16 protein-coding genes and 1 tRNA gene are annotated in these 21,617 nt (G+C 73.6%); 14 read left to right on the forward strand and 3 right to left on the reverse strand.

All coding sequences use genetic code 11. The features are described from left to right. The first annotated feature begins 240 nt into the window (after positions 1-240). Complete coding sequence (gene mobF / locus DQ237_RS08025) at positions 241-3,924, forward strand: MobF family relaxase (protein ID WP_113798909.1); 3,684 nt, start codon at positions 241-243, stop codon at positions 3,922-3,924. Positions 3,925-4,046: 122 nt separating this feature from the next. Further along, complete coding sequence (gene xerC, locus DQ237_RS08030; protein ID WP_113798911.1) at positions 4,047-5,225, forward strand: tyrosine recombinase XerC; 1,179 nt, start codon at positions 4,047-4,049, stop codon at positions 5,223-5,225. 34 nt (positions 5,226-5,259) lie between these two features. On the opposite strand, the gene DQ237_RS08035 is transcribed toward xerC, so the two are convergent. From DQ237_RS08035 to DQ237_RS08045, 3 genes are all read right to left on the reverse strand, one after another. Further along, positions 5,260-5,334 (reverse strand) — tRNA-Arg (locus tag DQ237_RS08035). A gap of 58 nt (positions 5,335-5,392) precedes the next feature. Continuing rightward, entirely contained in the window at positions 5,393-6,064 is a 672-nt protein-coding gene (locus DQ237_RS08040) for a DUF305 domain-containing protein (RefSeq protein ID WP_113798913.1), read from the reverse strand. Positions 6,065-6,090: 26 nt separating this feature from the next. After that, entirely contained in the window at positions 6,091-6,870 is a 780-nt protein-coding gene (locus DQ237_RS08045; protein WP_113798915.1) for a DUF3105 domain-containing protein, read from the reverse strand. A gap of 137 nt (positions 6,871-7,007) precedes the next feature. On the opposite strand from DQ237_RS08045, the gene argS reads away from it, so the two are divergent. The 12 genes from argS to glyA all read left to right on the forward strand — a co-directional run bounded on the left by argS (position 7,008) and on the right by glyA (position 21,615). Next, a complete protein-coding gene (gene argS, locus DQ237_RS08050) occupies positions 7,008-8,669 on the forward strand; it encodes an arginine--tRNA ligase (RefSeq protein ID WP_113798917.1) in 1,662 nt (553 codons plus the stop codon). Further along, complete coding sequence (gene lysA / locus DQ237_RS08055; RefSeq protein ID WP_113798919.1) at positions 8,666-10,159, forward strand: diaminopimelate decarboxylase; 1,494 nt, start codon at positions 8,666-8,668, stop codon at positions 10,157-10,159. Before argS ends, lysA begins: the two co-directional genes overlap by 4 nt. Next, positions 10,156-11,463, forward strand: coding sequence for a homoserine dehydrogenase (locus DQ237_RS08060; protein ID WP_113798920.1), 1,308 nt, complete (start codon positions 10,156-10,158; stop codon positions 11,461-11,463). The genes lysA and DQ237_RS08060 overlap by 4 nt, the downstream gene beginning before the upstream one ends. Then, on the forward strand, positions 11,460-12,530 hold the full coding sequence (thrC, locus tag DQ237_RS08065; protein WP_113798921.1) for a threonine synthase: 1,071 nt from the start codon (positions 11,460-11,462) through the stop codon (positions 12,528-12,530). The genes DQ237_RS08060 and thrC overlap by 4 nt, the downstream gene beginning before the upstream one ends. After that, the gene (gene thrB, locus DQ237_RS08070; RefSeq protein ID WP_113798923.1) at positions 12,527-13,468 is read left to right on the forward strand and encodes a homoserine kinase; all 942 of its coding nucleotides are present in this window, start codon (positions 12,527-12,529) and stop codon (positions 13,466-13,468) included. The genes thrC and thrB overlap by 4 nt, the downstream gene beginning before the upstream one ends. Before the next feature lie 357 nt (positions 13,469-13,825). After that, positions 13,826-15,808: a transcription termination factor Rho gene (rho, locus tag DQ237_RS08075; RefSeq protein WP_369832208.1), complete on the forward strand. Its 1,983-nt coding sequence runs from the start codon at positions 13,826-13,828 to the stop codon at positions 15,806-15,808. A 139-nt stretch (positions 15,809-15,947) separates the two neighbouring features. After that, the gene (gene rpmE, locus DQ237_RS08080) at positions 15,948-16,181 is read left to right on the forward strand and encodes a 50S ribosomal protein L31 (protein ID WP_113798927.1); all 234 of its coding nucleotides are present in this window, start codon (positions 15,948-15,950) and stop codon (positions 16,179-16,181) included. Positions 16,182-16,260: 79 nt separating this feature from the next. After that, positions 16,261-17,340 (forward strand): peptide chain release factor 1, encoded by a 1,080-nt coding sequence (prfA, locus tag DQ237_RS08085; protein ID WP_113798929.1) that lies wholly within the window; start codon positions 16,261-16,263, stop codon positions 17,338-17,340. Between the two features lie 11 nt (positions 17,341-17,351). Continuing rightward, positions 17,352-18,194, forward strand: coding sequence for a peptide chain release factor N(5)-glutamine methyltransferase (prmC, locus tag DQ237_RS08090; RefSeq protein WP_255411533.1), 843 nt, complete (start codon positions 17,352-17,354; stop codon positions 18,192-18,194). Further along, the gene (locus DQ237_RS08095; RefSeq protein WP_113798931.1) at positions 18,194-19,552 is read left to right on the forward strand and encodes a protein kinase; all 1,359 of its coding nucleotides are present in this window, start codon (positions 18,194-18,196) and stop codon (positions 19,550-19,552) included. The genes prmC and DQ237_RS08095 overlap by 1 nt, the downstream gene beginning before the upstream one ends. A 49-nt stretch (positions 19,553-19,601) precedes the next feature. Beyond that, positions 19,602-20,243 carry an L-threonylcarbamoyladenylate synthase gene (locus DQ237_RS08100; protein ID WP_113798933.1) on the forward strand — a complete coding sequence of 214 codons (642 nt, stop codon included), beginning with the start codon at positions 19,602-19,604 and terminating at the stop codon, positions 20,241-20,243. A gap of 94 nt (positions 20,244-20,337) precedes the next feature. Next, positions 20,338-21,615 (forward strand): serine hydroxymethyltransferase, encoded by a 1,278-nt coding sequence (gene glyA / locus DQ237_RS08105; protein WP_113798935.1) that lies wholly within the window; start codon positions 20,338-20,340, stop codon positions 21,613-21,615. The last annotated feature ends 2 nt before the right edge of the window (positions 21,616-21,617 follow it).

Raw genomic sequence — 21,617 nt, forward strand, 5'->3', positions numbered from 1 at the left:
GCCCCCGACAAGTGACCACTTGCTCAATCAGCATTCGCCGTCACTAGCCAACAGAATGACGCTAGCGAAGACTCGCCGCGCACCACTACAGCCCTTTTCCCCTCTTACTTCCGCCTTCCCGACAGAACGGCACGCATGCTACCTTCGGAGGTAGGTCGGGCCCCGCTTCGCGGGGCCCATCGCCGTTTCTGGGGGTGACTTGTTGGTCATTGTCGGGTGGCGTTGGAAATGCATGGCGGGATGAAAATCTACGCCGGCGCGCCGGCGGCTGCCCGGCAGTACGTGGAGGTCGACCGGGGCCGGGCGGATGACTACTACCTCACCGAGGGCGCCGGTGTCGCGCGCCGGTTCAGCGTCACCGAGGGGCGGGTGAGCGAGCTGGCGTCGCTGACCGGGGAGGCCTACGAGACGTGGGCGGCCGGCCGTGACCCGGGCACCGGGCAGCCCCGGGGGCAGCTGCGCGGCGACGGGCGTGCGGTGCGGTTCGTCGAGGTGGTGGTCAATGGCCCGAAGACGTGGTCGTTGGCCGCGGCGCTGCATCCGGACATTGCGACGGCGTATGACGCGGCCCAGGCCCGGGCGGCCGAGCAGATCATCGGCTGGCTCGGGCAGCACGCCACCACCCGGGTCGGTCCGGGCGGCGGGCAGGTGCAGGTGCCGGTGCAGGTGGCCGAGGCGGTGACGGTGGCGCACTACACGTCGCGGGCCGGGGATCCGCACCGCCATCTGCACCTGCAGATCAACGCCCGGGTGTTCGCGGCCGGGAAATGGCGCGGCCTGCACACCGTCGGCGTGCGCGATTCCCTCGCCGCGATCAACGGTATCGGGCACGCCGCGGTCTCCTGCGATCCGCAATTCCGGGCCGCGCTCGCCGCCCACGGATATGCATTGGATGCCGACGGGGAGATACGGCAGTTAGCGGATTTCGTGGGCGCCTTCAGCGCGCGGGCTGCGCAGATCGCCCGGAACATCGACACCTACGAACGAGAATGGGTCGCGGCGCATCCCGGCGAGCACCCCGGTCCGGCGTTGCGCCGGGCCTGGGACGCGCGAGCGTGGGCAGCGGGCCGCCCGGACAAGGTGCGGCCGCAGCCGGGGGAGGACCTCACCGCACGGTGGGCGGCCGAGCTGGCCGCCCTTGGGTATCGCGACCGCGGCCGGCCGGTGGACCTGGCACCTGCGCCGGTCGGTGCACTGGACCGCGAGGGAGCGGCCGACCGGGTGCTGGCCCGGCTGGGCGCCGGCCGCTCGGCGTGGAACGCCGCCGACGTCCGGGGCGAGGTCGAACAGCTGATCGCCGCCGCCGGCATCGTCACCGACCCGGCGGTGCGCATCGAGCTGGCCGAGGACCTCACCGCCCGCACCCTGGTCCGGTGCGTGCCGCTGTTGGACCGCGACGGTCCTGCCGGCGGGGTGCCGGAGCACATTCGGGCGTGGACCTCGGCGCCGGTGCTCGATGTCGAGGCCGACCTCACCGACCGCCTCGCCGCCCGCGCCACCCAGCGCCCGGCCGACACCCCGGGCCCCGGCCCGATACCGCCGGCCGACGTCGCCGCCGGTGCCGCGCGGCTGGACCCGGGACAGGCCGCGGCGGTCGCCGCGCTCGCCGGCCCGCGGGCCCTGGTCGTGGTCGAGGGCGCCGCCGGGGCGGGCAAGACCACCACCCTGGCCGCCACCCAGACCCTGCTCGCCGGGCAGGGGCGCCGGTTGGTGGTCGTCACCCCGACGCTGAAGGCGGCCAAGGTCGCTGCGGCCGAGGTCGGCGCGGTCGCCGGGTCGGCGGCGCGGCTGGCCTTTGAGTACGGCTGGCGCTGGAACGGCGACGGGGTCTGGACCCGGTTGTCTGCCGGCCAGGCCGATCCGGTCACCGGAGCGCTCTACACCGGCCCCCGGGACGCCGCGCGGCTGGCCGCGGGCGACCTCCTCGTCGTCGACGAGGCGGGCATGCTGGATCAGGACACCGCCCGGGCGTTGCTGACGGTCGCCGACGAGTGCCGGGTGCGCGTCGCCTTGCTCGGCGACCGGCATCAGCTCGCGGCGGTCGGCCGCGGCGGCGTGCTGGACCTGGCCGCGGCTCAGGTCGATCCGGCCGGGCACCTGACCCTGATCGGAGTACACCGCTTCACCCGCACCGACGCCACCGGCCGCAGCACACCGGACGGCGACTACGCGGAACTGACCCTGGCGATGCGCGCCGGCACCAACCCCGGGACGGTGTTCGACGCGCTGCTGGCCCGCGGGCAGATCCGGCTGCACCCCGACCCGCCGGCACTGCGGGAGGCACTCGCCACCGCCGCGGCCGACAGTTACGCCGCCGGCGAGCGCGTGGCCGTGGTGGCCGCCACCCGCGAGCAGGCCACCGCCCTCAACGCCGCCATCCGGGACCGCCTGGTCACCGACGGCCGGGTTGACGACCGGCGGGTGGTGGTCACCGCCGCGGGGGAGCGGATCGGCGTCGGCGACCGGATCGCCACCCGCCGCAACGACCGCGACCTGCAAGTCGCCAACCGCGACCTGTGGACGGTCACCGGCGTCGACCGGAATGGCGGGCTGCTCATCACCCCCCACGGCACAGGGCATGTCACCCCGGCCGACGGCGTAGTCGCAGCTGTCACCCTCGCCGTTACCCTCGACGTCACCCCGGCGGGGACAGGTGCGCGGGTGTTGCCCGCCGACTACGTCACCGCGCACGTGGAACTGGCCTACGCCACCACCGCGCACGGCACCCAGGGTGACACCGTGACCGCCGCGCACCTGGTGGTCGGCGAGGACACCGGCGCCGCCGCGGCCTACGTGGGGATGACACGGGGCCGTACCGCCAACACCGCCCACCTCGTCGCGGCCGACCGCGCCGAGGCGCGGGAGCAGTGGCTCGCCGTCTTCGCCCGCGACCGCGCCGACCTCGGCCCCGCGCGCGCCGCCGAACTCGCGGCCGCCGAGGCCGCCCGCTACGCCCCACAGCGCCCGCTGGAGCAGGCGCTCGCCGACCTGCACTCCGCGTGGACGGCCGAGCAGCGCTGCCTGGATCGGCTCGCCCACGATCTGCCGCGCCGGGACGCGCTGCGTCAGATAGTCGCGCTCGAGTCCCCCTACTCCGACCGAGCCGCCGCGCTGGAAGCCCGGTACGAACGGACTGGAATCGACGCCCGCCACGCCACGGCGCGGGCCGACGCCAGCGGCGCGGCTGTCACCGCCGAGACCGACCGGATCCGCGACACGCTGCTCTACAGCTGGGACACTGGGCGGAACGCCGCCCGCGCCGCCGCGCGGGTCGTGCTCGACGGTCCCGGCCGGCTCGGGATTCGGCGGGCGGCGGTGAACCGGGCCGGGGAGCAGCTGGTCGACTGGGCGAACGCCTGGCGGCCCTATCTCCCGGCCATGCCCATAGAGCCGAAGCAGATCGCGCGCCTGGCTGACCGGTCCGACGACCGACCGCGGCTCTGGACCGCCTTCGACACCTACGCCCGCCACCACGCCGAACACACCCACCCCGAACACGCCCAGCTGCTCGCGGTCACAGCCGCCGCCCAGGAGGCCCACCGGCACGCCGGGGCTGAGGTGGTCGACGCCCGCCGTCAGCACGAGGACCGGCTCGCCCGCTTCGGGCGCCTGGCCTGGACCCCCGACCCGGCGGAGCGGCTGGTCGATATCGACCGGGACATCGCCGCCACCCAGACAGAACTGGCCGCTGTCCGCGCCCGCATCACCTGCCTGACGGCCGAGCCAGCTCTCCTCGCCCAGCCGGCCGACCAGCTAGCCAGAGAGCGTGACCGCTGGCGTGCCCGCCACGACCCCGCGCCCGCCGCCACCCGGCCACCCGCCCCCCGGTCGGCGTCATCTCAGCCGGGCGTTCGGGCGCCGCGCCCTGAGGACATCCGACGGCTCACACGACCTCCCGACCCGGGCCTGGGGATTCCCCGGTGAATCCCCAGGAAGACGGGAGCCGGGAGACAAGGCCCATGCGCGATGTCAGCGTTCGGGTCAGCAGACGAGCCCGAGACGGCGCTGGTCACGGGCCATCTTCACGACCAGGGAGGCGATGAGCGGTGGCGTCGATCGCAAGGCGGCCCGATGGCACGTACCGGCCGCGGTACCGGGACGAGAACGGCAAGGAGCACGCCCGCCACTTCAAGCGCAAGGTCGACGCCCAGCGGTGGCTGAACTCCGTTACGGCCGCCATGGAAACCGGGAACTACGTCGACCCTCGCGCGGGCAAGATCAAGGTGGGCGAGTGGGCGGAGAAGTGGTTCGCGGGTCAGGCCCAGCTCAAGCCCACGACGCGGTCGCGGTACCGAAGCATCCTCGACATGCACGTCCTGCCGCACTGGTCCGCCTACCAGTTGCTGGCTGTGTCGCACGCCGACGTCCAGGCCTGGGTGGCGCAGCAGCACGCGGAAGGTGCCGCCCCCGCGACTGTCCGCAAGCACTTCCGAGTTCTCAGCCTCATCCTCGATCTCGCCGTGCGTGACGGACGGCTCTCCCGGAACCCGTGCCAGAAGGTCAACCTGCCCCGAGTCCAACAGGCTCGGCGGCGGTACCTCACACACGCACAGGTCCACCGCCTCGCGGACGCGACGTGTTCTCCCCGGGCTGGCACCCGACTCCCGCACCGCGAGCGAGAGATCATGGCCTCCTACCGCATCGTCGTGCTCGTCCTCGCGTACTGCGGGCTGCGCTGGGGCGAGGTGGCGGCCCTCAAGGTGAAGCGGGTCGACCTTCGCCGGCGCCGGATAGAGATCGCCGAATCGGTCGTCGAGGTCGACGGACTGCTGACCTGGGGCGTGCCCAAGGGGTACGAGCGCCGCTCGGTTCCGATCCCGGCCTTCATCGCCGAGGACCTACGCGAACAACTGGCAGGCCGGGGACCTGAGGATCTCGTCTTCACTGGCCTGCGGGCCGGGGGAGTACTGCGCAACCGGGTGTTCCGCAGAGCGGGCTTCGACCGGGCCGCCCAGGCGGTGGGACTCGAGGGACTCGTGCCGCACGAGCTCCGGCACACGGCCGCCAGCCTGGCCGTGTCATCCGGTGCCAACGTGAAGGCGGTGCAACGGATGCTGGGGCACGCCTCGGCCGCCATGACGTTGGACACCTACGCCGACCTCTTCGACGAGGACCTCGACGCGGTAGCGGAGCGCTTGGACCTCGCTGCGCGGACGGTCCGCGAACATTCTGCGGACTATTTGCGGACTCCGGACCTGTTCACGCTCGATCCAGCGTCGAACTGATCACCCCAACGGCCGACTGACCAGCGACATCTCGTGGTGCCCCCGGCAGGATTCGAACCTGCGCACCCGCCTCCGGAGGGCGGTGCTCTATCCCCTGAGCTACGGGGGCTCGGGGCAGGTCAGAAGCTACCAGCCCCGGACGGCGGTCCCGACGGCGGCCCCGGCGGTCAGGGCGCGGGCAGCGGAGTGCCGCCGCGCGCGCTGAGCATGGCCGTCATCGTCTCCGTCTCGAGGCTCTGCGACTGCTCGATCGAGCGTGCCAGGTCGCGCACGGCCGGCACCTCGGCGTGCGCGGCGGCGTCCTCCGCCATCGGGAAGCCGCCCTGGTGGTGCCGGATCATCAGCCGCAGGAACTGCACGTCGAAGGCGCTGCCCGACAGACCGCGCAGCTCCGCCAGCTCCTCGTCGGTGGCCATCCCCGGCATGAGCGCCCCCGGCTCCATGTCCATGCCGGACATGTCGTGCCCGCCGTGCCCGGAGTCGGTCATCCAGGCCATCGTGTCGCCGCCGGTGAGGGGCAGACCCCACAGCACCAGCCAGCCCTGCATCCGGCCGGCCTGGTTGGTCTGGGTTGCGGAGATGTCGAACGCCAGCGACCGCACGTCCGGGTCCTGGCTCCGCTCCGCGACGAGGTTGGCCATCTCCACGCCCTGCAGGTGGTGGCGCGACATGTCCCGGGCGAACCCCGCGTCCACCGAGTCCTCGGCCGGGGTGACGTCGTCCCCCCGGCCGATGCCGAGCAGGACGGCCAGGCCGCCGCCGAGCACCACGAGGCCGACGGCGATCACGGCGAGCAGGACGACGCGCAGCGGGCTGCGCGCGGCGGTGGGAGCGGTCACGAGATCACCTCCGGGATCGAGTGCGATCAGGGGGCCGGCGTGACCGGGGCGGAGCTCTCCGGCGCGGAGGACTCGGCGGGGGTCGCGCCGGCGTCGGCGCTCTCCAGCAGCGGGTCGGCCAGGAACTGGGGCGACTCGCAGGTGGCCCCGGGCTCGGGGAAGCTGTCGGACTTGAACGTCATCAGGTCCGCGAACTGCTTGATCCGCTTGTCGCCGGCGCTCTCCACCTTGAGCTGGTGGCCCCAGGACTGGACGCTGATGGGGGAGTCCTGACCCTCGTACGGGGAGAGCATCCGCCCGGAGACGCCGTCGACGAGCTTCGCCAGCTTCGCGACGTCGGCGTCGGAGACCTCGTCGGGGTCGTAGGTGATCCAGACGGCACCGTGCTCCAGGCTGTGCACCGCGTTCTCGTGCCGGATGTCGACGTCGTAGACGGTGCCGGTGCAGTCGGCCCACAGGTTGGCGTGCGGCCCACCGACGGGCGGGGACTGGTCGTAGGAGATCGGGTTGTCGTCGTGCTGCCCGCCCTCGTACTCGTAGACCTCGCCGCCGGAGATCTCGTCGAAGGACTCGATCTTGTCCGCGTTCGCCTGGCGCACCTTGACCACCGCGTAGCCGAGGACGCCGACGGCGAACAGGGCGATGACGATCGCGCCGGCGATCAGCCCCCACGGCCGCTGGGGCGCCACCACCTGCGTGGGCGGGCGGGTGCGCCCGCCCTTGCCGCGGCCCCCGGCGCCGGCCCCGGAGCGGCTCGCCCCGCCGCCGGTCGCTCGGCTCTTCTCGGGCGTGCGGTCCTTGGCCAAGGCCTCTCCTCGATGCGGGGCGCGTGCGCGCGTGCCGTGGGGCCGGTCGGGCCCCTCGTACCGGTCGGGAGTCTAGGTCGCGGCGCTGTGTGCAAGCTGGTAACCGGGCAGACGGGAGCGGTCAGTACGCTCGCCCGGTGACACCGGAGCAGCTGCAGGACGTCGTTCGTACCGCCGTGGCCGCGGTCGTCCAGCGGGGCGAGCTGCCCGTCGAGGTCCCCGCCGACGTCGTGATCGAGCGGCCGAAGAACCCCGAGCACGGCGACTACGCCACCAACATCGCGCTGCGCCTGGCCAAGCCGGCCGGCCGGCCGCCGCGCGACGTGGCCGGTCTGGTCGCCGAGGAGCTGCGCGTCCACGCGGGCATCGCCTCGGTCGACATCGCCGGTCCGGGCTTCCTCAACATCACCCTCGCGCAGGGCGCGCTCGGCAGGATCGCCGTCGACGCCGTGACTGCGGGGGAGGCCTACGGCCGCACCGACACCCTCGCCGGGCAGAAGCTGAACCTGGAGTTCGTCTCGGCCAACCCGACCGGCCCGGTGCACATCGGTGGCACCCGGTGGGCGGCGGTCGGCGACGCCCTCGGCCGGCTGCTGGAGGCCAGCGGCGCCTCGGTCACCCGCGAGTACTACTTCAACGACGCCGGTTCCCAGATCGACCGGTTCGCCCTCAGCCTGATGGCCGCCGCGCACGACCGTCCGGTGCCGGAGGACGGCTACGCCGGCGACTACATCACCGAGATCGCCGCCCAGGTGGTCGCCGCCGAGCCCGGTGTCCTGGAGCTTCCCGACGCCGAGCAGCAGGAGCGCTTCCGGGTCCGCGGCGTCGACCTGATGTTCGCCGAGATCAAGCGGACGCTCGCGGACTTCGGCGTCGTCTTCGACGTGTACTTCAGCGAGCGGACGCTGCACGAGAGCGGCGCGCTGCAGAAGGCGATCGCCCGGCTGCGGGACAACGGCCACGTCTACGAGGCCGACGGTGCGGTGTGGCTGCGCACCACCGACTTCGGCGACGACAAGGACCGCCCGCTGATCAAGAGCGATGGCGCCCCGACCTACTTCGCCGCCGACTGCGCCTACTACCTGGACAAGCGCGACCGGGGCTTCGACAAGGTCGTGATCATGCTGGGCGCCGACCACGCCGGCTACGTCGGCCGGTACAAGGCGCTCTCGGCCGCGGTGGGCGACGACCCCGAGGCCAACCTGGAGATCCTGCTCGGCCAGCTGGTGAACCTGGTCCGCGACGGCGAGCCGGTGCGGATGAGCAAGCGGGCGGGCACGGTCGTGCTGCTGGAGGACCTGGTCGGGGCGGTCGGCGCCGACGCCGCGCGCTACGCGCTGGCCCGCGCCTCGGTCGACCAGCAGATCGACCTGGACCTGGGCCTGTGGAGCCGGCAGACCAACGACAACCCGGTCTTCTACGTCCAGTACGCCCATGCCCGGATCTCCTCGGTGCTGCGCAACGCCGCCGACCTCGGCATCGCCCTCGGGAACCCCGCCGACGTCGACGTCTCGCTGCTCACCCACGACCGGGAGAACACCCTTCTGCGGGCCATCGGCGAGTTCCCCCGGGTGATCACCGCCGCCGCCGAGCTGCGGGCGCCGCACCGGGTCGCCCGGTACCTGGAGGAGCTGGCCGGCACCTACCACCGCTTCTACGACGCCTGCCGCATCCTGCCGATGGGCGACGAGGAGCCCGGCGAGCTGCACCGCGCCCGCCTCACCCTCTGCGCGGCGACCGCCACCGTGCTGCGCAACGGGCTGGCCGTGCTCGGTGTCTCCGCCCCGGAGCGGATGTGAGGGCGCACCCGGCGGGCCCCCTGCACGGGAACATCAGCCCGCCGTCGGCCGCCGGCGCCCCGCCGGCCGAGCTCGGCGTCCTCGACCCGCAGGTCTGGCCGCGGTCGGCCGAGCGGGTCGACGGCGAGCTGCACCTCGGCGGCCGCCCGGTGACCGAGCTGGCCCGCGAGCACGGCACCCCGCTGTTCGTGCTGGACGAGGACGACTTCCGCGGCCGGGCCGCCGAGTTCGCCGCGGCGTTCGAGGGTGCCGACGTGCACTACGCCTCCAAGGCGTTCCTCTGCGGCCAGGTGGCCCGCTGGATCGCCGACGACGGCCTGCACCTGGACGCCTGCAGCGGCAACGAGCTGGCCCTGGCGCTGGCCGCCGGTTTCCCCGCGGAGCGGATCGCGCTGCACGGCAACAACAAGTCGCTGGTCGAGCTGCAGCTCGCCGTCGACTCCGGGATCGGGCACGTCGTCCTCGACTCCTTCGACGAGATCGAGCGGCTGGTCCCGTTGGCCACCGCCCGCGTCGCCGGCGGGGGAGCGGCCGTGCCGGTGCTGATCCGCACGACCGTGGGCATCGAGGCGCACACCCACGAGTTCATCGCCACCGCCCACGAGGACCAGAAGTTCGGGTTCTCCCTCGCCACCGGTGACGCCCTCGAGGCGGCCCGGCGCGTGGTCGAGGAGCCGGCGCTGCGCCTGGCCGGCCTGCACAGCCACATCGGCTCGCAGATCTTCGACACCGCGGGCTTCGAGGCCGCCGCGCACCGCGTCGTCGGCCTCCTGGCCGAGGTCCGGGACGCGACCGGCCAGGTCCTGGAGGAGCTCAACCTGGGGGGCGGCTTCGGGATCGCCTACCTGCCCGAGGACGACCCGGTCAGCCCGCTCGACGTCGCCGGCCGGCTGCGTGCCGTCGTCGCCGCCGAGTGCGCCGAGCTCGGTCTGCCGGTGCCGCGCCTGGCGGTCGAGCCGGGCCGCGCGATCGCGGGGCCGGGCACGGTCACGCTCTACGAGATCGGCACCATCAAGCCCGTCCGCCTGGGTGCTTCCGGCACGCCGGGCACACCTCTGGTGCGCAACTACGTGTCGGTCGACGGCGGGATGAGCGACAACATCCGCACCGCCCTCTACGACGCCAGCTACACCTGCGTGCTGGCCAACCGGGTCTCCGACGCCCCGCCGGCGCTCTGCCGGGTGGTGGGCAAGCACTGCGAGAGCGGCGACATCCTGGTGCGCGACCTGTGGCTGCCCGCGGACGTGCAGCCCGGCGACCTGCTGGCCGTCGCGGCCACCGGGGCCTACTGCTGGTCGATGGCCAGCAACTACAACTACCTGCTCAAGCCCCCGGTGGTGGCCGTCCGGGACGGCCTGGGCACCGAGATCGTCCGCCGTCAGACACTGGCCGACGTGTTCGCCCTCGACGCCGTCCTCGCCGGCCGGTCCGCACCGTCGCCCGCGCCCTCCCAGCCGGCGCCCGAGCACTCCGGAGGAGCCCGCTCGTGAACGGTCCGCTCAAGGTCGCCCTCCTGGGCTGCGGCACGGTCGGCAGTGCCGTCCTGCGGTTGCTGCAGGAGCAGTCCGACGACCTCGCCGCCCGCATCGGCCGCCCGGTGGAGGTCGCCGGTGTCGCCGTCCGCCGTCCGCAGCACCACCCCGACGTCCCGGCCGAGCTGCTCACCACCGACGCGCACGCGCTCGTCACCCGCGACGACGTCGACCTCGTGGTCGAGGTCATCGGCGGGATCGAGCCGGCCCGCTCGCTGATGCTCGCCGCCTTCGAGGCCGGCAAGTCGGTGGTCAGCGCGAACAAGGCGCTGCTGGCCGAGGACGGCGTGGCACTGCACGCCGCCGCTGCGAAGTCCGGCGTCGACCTCTACTACGAGGCGGCCGTCGCCGGCGCGATCCCGATCCTGCGGCCGCTGCGCGAGTCCCTCGCCGGTGACCAGCTCTCCCGGATCGTCGGGATCGTCAACGGGACCACCAACTACATCCTGTCGCGGATGGCGGAGACCGGTGCCGGGTTCGGTGAGGCGCTGGCCGAGGCCACCGACCTCGGCTACGCGGAGGCGGACCCGACCGCCGACGTCGACGGCTTCGATGCCGCCGCGAAGGCGGCGATCCTCGCCTCGCTGGCCTTCCACACCCCGGTGTCGGCCGGTGACGTGCACCGCGAGGGGATATCCACGGTCACCGCCTCCGACGTCGCCCGCGCCGCCGAGATCGGCTGCACGGTGAAGCTGCTGGCCATCTGCGAGCGGGTCTCGGGATCAGCGGACGCGGATGCCCCCGTGGACTCGGTGGCGGTCCGCGTGCACCCGGCGATGATCCCGACCAGCCACCCGCTGGCCTCGGTGGGCGGCGCGTTCAACGCCGTCTTCGTCGAGGCCGAGGCCGCCGGCCAGCTGATGTTCTACGGTCAGGGCGCCGGCGGCGAGCCGACCGCGTCAGCGGTGCTCGGCGATCTCGTGGCGGTGGCCCGCAACCGGGTCACCGGCGCCGCGGGCCAGGGTCCCTCCGGCTACGCGGACCTGACCGTGCGCCCCATGGCCGAGACCCCGACCCGGTACCACGTCAGCCTGGACGTGGCCGACAAGCCGGGTGTCCTGGCCGCCGTCGCGCAGGAGTTCGCGCAGCACGGCGTCAGCATCTCGACGGTGCGCCAGACCGGCCACGGTGAGGCCGCGACGCTGGTTCTCGTGACCCACAGCGCCCCGGATGCGGCGCTGTCGGCCACCATCGACGCGCTGCGGGAGATGCCCGCGGTCCGAGGAGTCACCAGCGTGCTGCGTGTGGAGGGGTTGTCATGACGGCGTTGCAGGTCTCCCCGGGCTGGCCCGGGCTGATCGAGGCCTACCGCTCGCGGCTGCCGGTCAGCGACAGCACGCCGGTGGTGACGCTGCACGAGGGCGCCACCCCGCTGGTGCACGCCCGTGAGCTCTCCCGCCGGACCGGCTGCGAGGTCTACCTCAAGGTGGAGGGCGCCAACCCGACCGGTTCCTTCAAGGACCGCGGGATGACGATGGCCATCACCAAGGCCGTCGAGGAGGGGTCGAAGGCGGTCATCTGCGCCTCGACCGGCAACACCAGTGCCAGCGCCGCGGCCTACGCCGCGCGGGCCGGGCTCACCTGTGCCGTGCTGGTACCGCAGGGCAAGATCGCCATGGGCAAGCTCGCCCAGGCGCTCGTGCACGGGGCCAAGCTGCTGCAGGTCGACGGCAACTTCGACGACTGCCTCGCCCTGGCCAGCAAGCTGGCGATCGACTACCCGGTCAGCCTGGTGAACAGCGTCAACCAGTTCCGGATCGAGGGGCAGAAGACCGCCTCGTTCGAGATCGTCGACGTCCTGGGCGACGCCCCGGACATCCACTGCCTCCCGGTCGGCAACGCCGGCAACATCACCGCCTACTGGCAGGGCTACCGGGAGTACGCCGCCGACGGCACCGCGACCCGGACGCCGAAGATGTGGGGCTTCCAGGCCGCCGGCGCCGCCCCCATCGTCACCGGCCAGGTGGTGGAGAACCCGAGCACGATCGCCACCGCGATCCGGATCGGCAACCCGGCCTCCTGGACCAAGGCGCTGGCCGCCCGCGACGAGTCCGGCGGTCGCATCGACGCCGTGACCGACCGCGCGATCCTGTCCGCCTACCGGCTGCTCGCCCGCACGGAGGCGGTCTTCGTCGAGCCGGCGTCCGCTGCCTCGGTCGCCGGCCTGCTGCAGGTCGCCGACGCCGGTGGGCTCGAGCAGGGCCAGCGGGTCGTCTGCACCGTCACGGGCAACGGGCTCAAGGACCCCGAGTGGGCCATCTCGGGTGCCCCGGCACCGCAGACGGTCCCGGTGGACGCCGCGGCGGCCGCCGCGCACCTGGGCCTGTGACGACGCCGGTCCGCGTCCGGGTCCCCGCCACCAGCGCGAACCTCGGCCCGGCGTTCGACTGCGCCGGCCTGGCACTGGCCCACCACGACCTGCTCGACTTCTCGGTCGAGCCGTCCGGGCTGACCGTCGAGGTCCACGGGGTCGGCGAGGGGGAGCTGCCGCTCGACGAGTCACACCTCGTCGTGCGCGCGTTCCGGGCGGCGTGCGCGGACCTGGGCTGGACGCCGTCCGGCCTCCGGGTCACCGCTCGCAACGCCATCCCGCAGGGGCGAGGGATGGGCTCGTCGGCGGCGGCCGTGGTCGCCGGGGTCCTCGGTGCGTGGGCGCTGTGCCCCGAGGTGGCGACGATCGACCTGGACGCCGTCCTCCGGCTGACCACCGAGATGGAGGGGCACCCCGACAACGTGGCCGCCTGCCTGCTCGGCGGGCTGACCCTGTCCTGGACGGGCGAGGGCGGCGTGGGGGCCGACTCGCTGACGGTGCACCCGGACGTCATGCCCGTGGTGCTGGTGCCGGACGCGACGCTGTCGACCGAGGTCGCTCGGGGGCTCCTGCCCGAGCTCGTGCCGCACGCCGACGCCGCGTTCAACGCGGGCCGGTCGGCCCTGCTGGTGCACGCGCTCACCTCCGGTGCGTTCCTGCTGGAGGCCACCGAGGACCGGCTGCACCAGCGCCAGCGCACGGCCGCGATGCCCGGCTCGCTCGAGCTGATCGACCGGCTGCGGGCCGCCGGCCATGCGGCCGTCGTCTCCGGTGCCGGACCGTCGGTGCTGGTGCTCGCCCGGCGCACCGTCCGGGGCGCCGATCAGTCGCCTGGCGCCCAGGAGCTGCAGGACGTCACCGCGCTCGTCCCGGACGGCTGGTCCGTCCTGACCCCGGACGTCGACCCCACCGGGGCGAGGGTGTCCCGTGGGATGGGGGAGGTATCGTCTCGGTAACGGGGAACACACTGGAAACCACCGGTGTTGTCCCCTCTGTGAGCTGCGTCTAGGCTCACGGCGTAGCCGCCCACTCGGGCGAGCCTCGCGCGGGGCCGAAGCAGACGTTCGAATCTCTTCGCCGCTGATCCGCCTCGCATCTTCTCCACCTGTTCCCCGTGCGTCCCCGCTCCGGCCGGGCCGACGGGGACCGGGGATCCCTGCGCCCGCACGGCGCAGGTCACCGCAGGGAAGGACCTGTACGTGAGCGAAACCACCGACCTCGTCGAGACCGGCGCCTCCGACGCCGCCGCCGAGGGAACTGCCGCTTCTGGGACGGCGGGCCGCCCCCGCCGCCGCGGCAACGGGCTGGCCGGCATGCTGCTGCCCGAGCTCCAGCGCCTGGCCGGCGAGCTGGGCATCCCCGGCACCGGCCGGATGCGCAAGAGCGACCTCGTCGCCGCCATCTCCGCCCGTCAGGTGGGTGGCGCCGACGCCGCCGCACCGGCACCCCGCACGGAGAGCGCCGACGGCGCCGACACCGCTCGCGGCGTGGCCGCGACCGCAGCGCCCCTCGAGGCCCCGATCAGCGGCGGTGCCAACGGCGGCCCGCTGACCGGCGACGGCAACGTCAACGGGAACGGCAACGGCAACGGGAACGGCGCCCCGACGCGTACCCGCCGCGGCGCCAGCCGCCCGGCCGGGTCGCCGAGCGCCGAGACCCCCACCGAGAACCCGGCCGCCACCGAGGCGTCCTCGGCTCCGGCCGAGGCCGAGCCGCGCGAGGACGAGCAGCGCGACGGGGACCGTCCGCAGCGCAACCGCGACCGCAACCGCAACCGCGGTGACCGGGACGGCAACCGCGAGAACGGCCAGCGCGAGAACGGCCAGCGCGAGAACGGCCAGCGCGAGAACGGGAACCGGGACAACGCCGGCCGGGACAACGGCGAGCGCGCCGAGCGCGGCAACCGCGACGGGGCCAACCGCGATGGCAACCGTGGCCCGGACCGTGACCGCAACGAGCGGGGCGGACGTCCGGACAACCGGACCGACAACGGCCGCACCGACGCTCCGCGCAACGACCGGAACAACGGCCCGGCCGACGACGAGGACGACGACTTCGAGGGTGGCCGCGGCCGCCGCGGCCGGCGCTACCGCGACCGCAACAAGCGCGGCAACGGCCGGGACCGGTTCGACCAGGGCGAGCCGACCGTCAGCGAGGACGACGTCCTGCTGCCCGTCGCCGGCATCCTGGATGTGCTGGACAACTACGCGTTCGTCCGCACCTCGGGCTACCTGACCGGACCGAACGACGTCTACGTCTCGCTGTCGCAGGTGCGGCGGTACGGCCTGCGCCGCGGTGACGCCATCACCGGCGCCGTCCGCCAGCCCCGCGAGGGCGAGCGCAAGGACAAGTACAACGCGCTGGTCCGCCTCGACACGGTCAACGGTCTGGACCCCGAGCAGGCCCGCAACCGGCCCGAGTTCACCAAGCTGACCCCGCTCTACCCGCAGGACCGCCTGCGGCTGGAGACCGAGTCGCACCTGCTGACCACCCGCGTCATCGACCTGGTCATGCCGATCGGCAAGGGGCAGCGCGCGCTCATCGTGTCGCCGCCCAAGGCCGGCAAGACGATGGTGCTGCAGTCGATCGCCAACGCGATCACGACCAACAACCCCGAGTGCCACCTGATGGTCGTGCTCGTGGACGAGCGGCCCGAAGAGGTCACCGACATGCAGCGCTCGGTGAAGGGCGAGGTCATCGCCTCGACCTTCGACCGGCCGCCGTCGGACCACACCACGGTCGCCGAGCTCTCCATCGAGCGGGCCAAGCGCCTGGTCGAGATGGGCCACGACGTCGTCGTCCTGCTGGACTCGATCACCCGGCTGGGCCGCGCCTACAACCTGGCGGCCCCCGCCAGCGGGCGAATCCTCTCCGGTGGTGTCGACTCCACGGCGCTCTACCCGCCCAAGCGCTTCCTGGGTGCCGCCCGCAACATCGAGAACGGCGGCTCGCTGACGATCATCGCCTCGGCGCTGGTCGAGACCGGCTCCACGATGGACACGGTCATCTTCGAGGAGTTCAAGGGCACCGGGAACGCCGAGATCAAGCTGGACCGCCGGCTGGCGGACAAGCGGGTCTTCCCGGCCGTCGACGTCAACGCGTCGGGCACGCGCAAGGAGGAGATCCTCATGTCGCCCGACGAGCTGGCCATCGTCATCAAGCTGCGCCGGGTGCTCGCCGCGCTCGAGCCGCAGCAGGCGCTGGAGCTGCTGCTGGAGAAGCTGAAGAAGACGCGCAACAACGTCGAGTTCCTCATGCAGATCCAGAAGACGACGCTCGGCCCCGAGAAGGACTGACACCCACCGCCGTCCAGCGGGGTTCGGCCATCTGGGAGACTGGTCGACCGAGCCCCGCTGGTGCGGCCGGAAATAGTCCTCCGGCCCCCGGCGTTCTGACACACCGAACGACCCAGACTTCGTAGAAGAGGCAGCAGCCATGAAGCCCGACATCCACCCGGCCTACAACGTCACCACCGTGACCTGCGGCTGCGGCAACACCTTCACGACCCGCAGCACCAGCCCGACCGGTCAGCTGACCGTCGAGACCTGCTCCGCCTGCCACCCCTTCTACACCGGCAAGCAGCGCATCCTCGACACCGGCGGTCGCGTGGCCCGCTTCGAGAAGCGGTTCGGCAAGCGCAACGCCGGCGCCACCACCGACGCCCAGTAGTATCCCCGACGGCGCCCGTCCCACCTCGCGGTGGGGCGGGCGCCGTCGTCGTGTCCGGACCGCGTGAGGAGGACCTTCCGTGACCAGCACCGAGACGTCGGCCGCCGACCGGCTGGCCGGCCTGCTCGCCGAGCACGCGCGGCTGGAGCAGGAGCTCGCCGACCCCGCGGTGCACGCCGACCAGTCGCGCGCCCGCCGCCTCGGGCGGCGCTACGCCCAGCTGGCCCCGCTCGTGGAGACCGCCCGGGGCCTGGACCAGGCGCGCGACGACCTGGACGCCGCACGGGAGCTGGCCGCCGAGGACGCGTCCTTCGCCGCGGAGGCTGCTGCGCTGGAGCGGCGCATCGAGGAGCTGACGGGGCAGCTGCGCGAGCAGCTGCTGCCCAAGGACCCCGACGACGACAAGGACGTCATCCTCGAGATCAAGGCGGGGGAGGGTGGTGCGGAGTCGGCGCTGTTCGCCGGCGACCTGCTGCGCATGTACCTGCGGTACGCCGAGCGCCGCGGCTGGTCCACCGAGATCCTCGACGCCGTCGACGCCGAGCTCGGCGGGTACAAGGACGTCGCGGTGGCCATCAAGTCGCGCACCGACGAGGGCATCTGGTCACGGCTGAAGTTCGAGGGCGGCGTGCACCGGGTGCAGCGCGTGCCGGTCACCGAGTCGCAGGGGCGCATCCACACCTCCGCCGCCGGAGTCCTGGTACTGCCCGAGGCCGAGGAGGTCGACGTCACCGTCGACCCCAACGACCTGCGCATCGACGTCTTCCGCTCCTCCGGCCCCGGCGGGCAGAGCGTGAACACCACCGACTCCGCCGTCCGGATCACCCACCTGCCGACCGGCATCGTGGTCAGCTCGCAGAACGAGAAGAGCCAGCTGCAGAACCGCGAGTCCGCGCTGCGGGTGCTGCGCTCCCGGTTGCTGGCCGCCGCGCGCGAGGAGGCCGCCGCCGCGGCCAGCGACCAGCGCCGCAGCCAGGTCCGCACCATGGACCGCAGCGAGCGGGTGCGCACGTACAACTTCCCGGAGAACCGGATCGCCGACCACCGGGTCGGCTACAAGGCGCACAACCTCGACCAGGTGATCGACGGCGACCTGGACGCGGTGATCGACGCGCTCGCCGCCGCGCACACCGCCGAGCTGCTGGCGGCCGGCTCCTGAACGCCCGCGTCCTGCTCACCGATGCCACCCGGCGGCTCGCCGCCGCCGGGGTCGAGTCGCCACGGGTGGACGCCGAGCTGCTGCTCGCCCACGTGCTGGAGCTGTCGCGCACCCGGTTGCTCACCCTCGACGACGTCGACGACGGTTCCGCTGCCCGCTTCGCCGCCCTGCTCGAGCAGCGGGCCGACCGGGTGCCCCTCCAGCACCTGACCGGCCGCGCGGCGTTCCGGCACCTCGAGCTCGCCGTCGGTCCCGGGGTGTTCGTCCCGCGGCCGGAGACCGAGCTGCTGGTCGAATGGGCGCTGGAGCGCCTGACCGGCCTCGACGGGCCGATCGTGGTCGACCTCGGCAGCGGCTCCGGCGCCATCGCGCTCTCCGTGGCGCACGAGCACCCGGGCGCGCGGGTCACCGCGGTCGAGCGTGACCCTGCCGCCATCGAGTGGACCCGGCACAACGCCCTGGCGCGGGTCGGCTCGGACACCCCCGTGGGCGTGGTGGCCGGCGACATGACCGACCCGGCGCTGCTGACCGAGCTCGACGGGCGGGTCGACGTCGTCGTCTCCAACCCGCCCTACGTGCCCGACGGCGCCCGGGTGCCCCGCGAGGTCGCCGACCACGACCCGCCGCTGGCGCTGTGGGGCGGGCCGGACGGTCTCGACGTCGTGCGCGGCATGCTGTCGGTCGCCGCGCGGTTGCTGCGCCCCGGCGGCTCGCTGGGCATCGAGCACGCCGACCAGCAGGGGACGGCGCTGCCCGCGCTGGTCCGGGCGCACGGTGCCTTCACCGACGTCGAGGACCACGCGGACCTGGCCGGTCGACCGCGGTTCACGACCGCGACGCGGAGGAGGACCTGATGCGACCCGCCCTGCTCGCGGACCGCTACCGCCTCACGTCGCTGATCGCCGGTGGCGGGATGGGTCAGGTCTGGCGGGCGCAGGACACGCTGCTGGACCGCCCGGTCGCGGTGAAGGTGCTGCGCGAGCAGTTCGCCGAGGACGCCGGTTTCCGCGAGCGGTTCCGGGCCGAGGCGCGCCACGCCGCACTCCTGACGCACCCGCACATCGCGGCGGTCTTCGACTACGGCGAGCTGCCGGCCACCGCGACCGGCCCGGCATCGGCGTACCTGGTCATGGAGCTGGTCGAGGGGGAGTCCCTGGCCGATCTCCTGGCGCGGGAGGGCCGCCTGGACCCGGCCCGGACCGTGGACGTCGTGCGTCAGGCCGCCGACGGTCTCGCCGCCGCGCACGCCGCCGGCATCGTGCACCGCGACGTGAAGCCGGCCAACATCCTGGTCACCCCACGGGGCGTCGTGAAGCTCACCGACTTCGGCATCGCGCGCTCTGCGTCCAGCGTCGCGGTCACGGCCACCGGGCAGGTCATCGGCACCGCGCACTACTTCTCGCCCGAGCAGGCGGCCGGTGGACCGGCGACCCCGGCCAGTGACGTCTACGCGCTGGGTGCGGTCGCCTACGAGTGCCTGGCCGGGCGGCGCGCCTTCGAGGCGGAGAACCCCGTGCAGATCGCCGTCATGCACATCCGCGACGAACCCGCGGCCCTGCCGGCGGGCATCCCGGCGGAGGTGCGGGCACTGGTGGGCCGCGCCATGGCCAAGGACCCGGCGGCGCGGTACCCCGACGGGGCCGCACTGCGCGACGCCGCTGCGGCACTGACCGCGGACCTGCCCACCGGCGCGGTGCGTCCGGCGCCGACCGCGGTCCTGCCGCTGCCCGGCCCGGAGACCGCGGTCCGGACGCAGGAGCCGGCCCGCGCCCGCCGCCGGTGGCTCCTCCCGGCCCTCGTCGCAGCGGTGGCCCTCGTGCTGGCGGTGGCCGTCCTCGCCGCCACGCTGCCCGACGGCTCCTCGTCCCCGACCTCGCGGACGACCTCCACGCCCACCACCCCGGCCGGGATCGATGTGGTGGCCGCCGACCTGGTCGGCCGGCAGGTGCGCGAGGTGCAGGCCGAGCTCGTCGCCCAGGGGTTGCGGGTGGAGGTCGTCGCCGCCGAGACCGGCGACGTGCCCGCCGGCCAGGTCACCGCCGTCGACCCGGCCGGGACGCTCGCGCACGACAGCCTCGTGCGGCTCACCTACGCCGTCCCCCCGGTGGTCGTGCCCGCGCCGCCCGCCCCGGGCCCGGCCGAGGACCGGCCCGGTAAGGAGGAGAAGCCGGGCAAGGAGGACAAGAAGAAGAAGGACGACGAGGACGACTGACGACGCCGGGCGACCGGCCTCCGGGAGCCCGGTGAGAGACTCGGCACCCGTGGCCGACATCTACGACTGCACCGACCCCGACACCCGGGCCGCCGGGCTCGACGCCGCCGCCGCGGCGATCAGCCGCTCCGAGCTGGTGCTGCTGCCCACCGACACGGTCTACGGCGTCGCCGCCGATGCGTTCTCCCCGGCCGCGGTCACCCGCCTGCTCGCGGCCAAGAACCGCGGCCGCGGGATGCCCGTGCCGGTCCTCATCGGCGAGGCCTCCACCCTGGCCGGGCTGGTGCTGCGGACCCCGGAGGTCGCGACGCGGCTGGCGCAGGAGTTCTGGCCCGGCGGTCTCACGCTCGTGGTCGAGCACGCGCCCTCGCTGGCCTGGGACCTCGGTGATGCGGAGGGCACCGTGGCCGTCCGGCTGCCCGGTGACGACCTGACCCGTGACCTGCTGCGCCGCACCGGCCCGCTGGCCGTCTCCAGCGCCAACCGCTCCGGCCGTCCCGCGGCGACGACCGCGCAGGAAGCCGACCAGCAGCTGGGCGCGCACGCCGCGGTCGTCCTCGACGGCGGTCCGCGGGACAGTTCGGCGGCCAGCACCATCGTCGACTGCACCGGGCCGGTTCCGCGGGTCCTGCGGGTCGGGGCGATCCCGGTCGACCGCCTCCGCGAGGTCGTCCCCGAGATCACGGACTAGCGCCGCCGCAGTGTCATAGTTGTCCCCTGACCGCCGCGCCGCCCGAGCACCGGGTGCCGCGGGCGCCCGCACCACCTCCAGGAGTGCCGCCGAGATGAGCACGCCGTACTGGGGCCCGGACTTCGGGGCCCTGGCCGCGTTCGACCCCGACATCGCGGGCGTGGTCACCGACGAGCTCGACCGGCTGCGCGGCGGCCTGCAGCTGATCGCCAGCGAGAACTTCACGAGTCCCGCCGTGCTGGCGGCCCTGGGCAGCACGCTGTCGAACAAGTACGCCGAGGGCTACCCGGGACGGCGCTACTACGGCGGGTGCGAGGTCGTGGACCGGGCCGAGGAGATCGGCATCGCCCGCGCCAGGGAGCTGTTCGGCGCCGAGCACGCCAACCTGCAGCCGCACTCCGGAGCCAACGCCAACCTCGCTGCCTACGGCGCGTTCCTGCGGCCGGGCGACACGTTCCTGGGCATGGCGCTACCGCACGGTGGTCACCTGACCCACGGCGCCACGGTCAGCTTCAGCGGCAAGTGGTTCAACGCCGTCCAGTACGGGGTCGACCCGGCGACCGAGCACATCGACTACGACCAGGTCCGCGACCTCGCCCGGGAGCACCGGCCCCGGATGATCGTCGCCGGCGGCTCGGCGATCCCGCGGCTGATCGACTTCGCGGTGTTCCGGGAGATCGCCGACGAGGTCGGGGCGGTGTTCATGGTCGACGCCGCGCACTTCATCGGCCTGGTGGCGGGCAAGGCGATCCCGAGCCCGGTGCCCTACGCCGACGTCGTCACGTTCACCACCCACAAGGTGCTGCGCGGGCCTCGTGGCGGAGCCATCGTCTGCAAGGCCGAGCACGCCAAGGCGATCGACAAGTCGGCCTTCCCGATGATGCAGGGCGGACCGCTCATGCACGCCGTCGCGGCGAAGGCGGTCAACTTCAAGGAGTGCCTGCAGCCGGCCTACCAGGACTACGCCCGCCAGGTGGTGGCCAACGCCCAGGCGCTCACCGCCGGGCTGGCCGAGGAGGGGCTCCGCCCGGTCGCCGGTGGCACGGACACCCACCTCGCGCTGCTGGACCTGCAGGAGACGGGGGTGACCGGTGCCGAGGCCGAGGCGCGGTGCGGTGCCGCCGGCATCGTGCTGAACAAGAACGCGATCCCGTTCGACCCGCAGCCGGCCTCGGTGGCGTCGGGCATCCGGGTGGGCAGCCCGGCGGTGACCACCCAGGGGATGACCGAGGGCGACATGGCGACGATCGCCTCGCTGATCGGCACCGCGATCCGCGACGTGGACGGCAGCCGTACCGCCGAGGTCGCGGCCGGAGTCCGCGAGCTGGTGGAGGCGCGGCCCGCGTACCCCGAGCCGGCCCGGGCCGTCTGAGC

The sequence above is a fragment of the Blastococcus sp. TF02-8 genome (assembly GCF_003319175.1).
Classification (GTDB): domain Bacteria; phylum Actinomycetota; class Actinomycetes; order Mycobacteriales; family Geodermatophilaceae; genus Blastococcus.

Excerpts from the sequence above, each read along its gene's own strand:
- glyA (WP_113798935.1), top strand. The coding sequence starts at position 20,338 with ATGAGCACGCCGTACTGGGGCCCGGACTTCGGGGCCCTGGCCGCGTTC.
- DQ237_RS08095 (WP_113798931.1), top strand. The coding sequence starts at position 18,194 with ATGCGACCCGCCCTGCTCGCGGACCGCTACCGCCTCACGTCGCTGATC.
- mobF (WP_113798909.1), top strand. The coding sequence starts at position 241 with ATGAAAATCTACGCCGGCGCGCCGGCGGCTGCCCGGCAGTACGTGGAG.
- thrC (WP_113798921.1), top strand. The coding sequence starts at position 11,460 with ATGACGGCGTTGCAGGTCTCCCCGGGCTGGCCCGGGCTGATCGAGGCC.
- rpmE (WP_113798927.1), top strand. The coding sequence starts at position 15,948 with ATGAAGCCCGACATCCACCCGGCCTACAACGTCACCACCGTGACCTGC.
- rho (WP_369832208.1), top strand. The coding sequence starts at position 13,826 with ATGCTGCTGCCCGAGCTCCAGCGCCTGGCCGGCGAGCTGGGCATCCCC.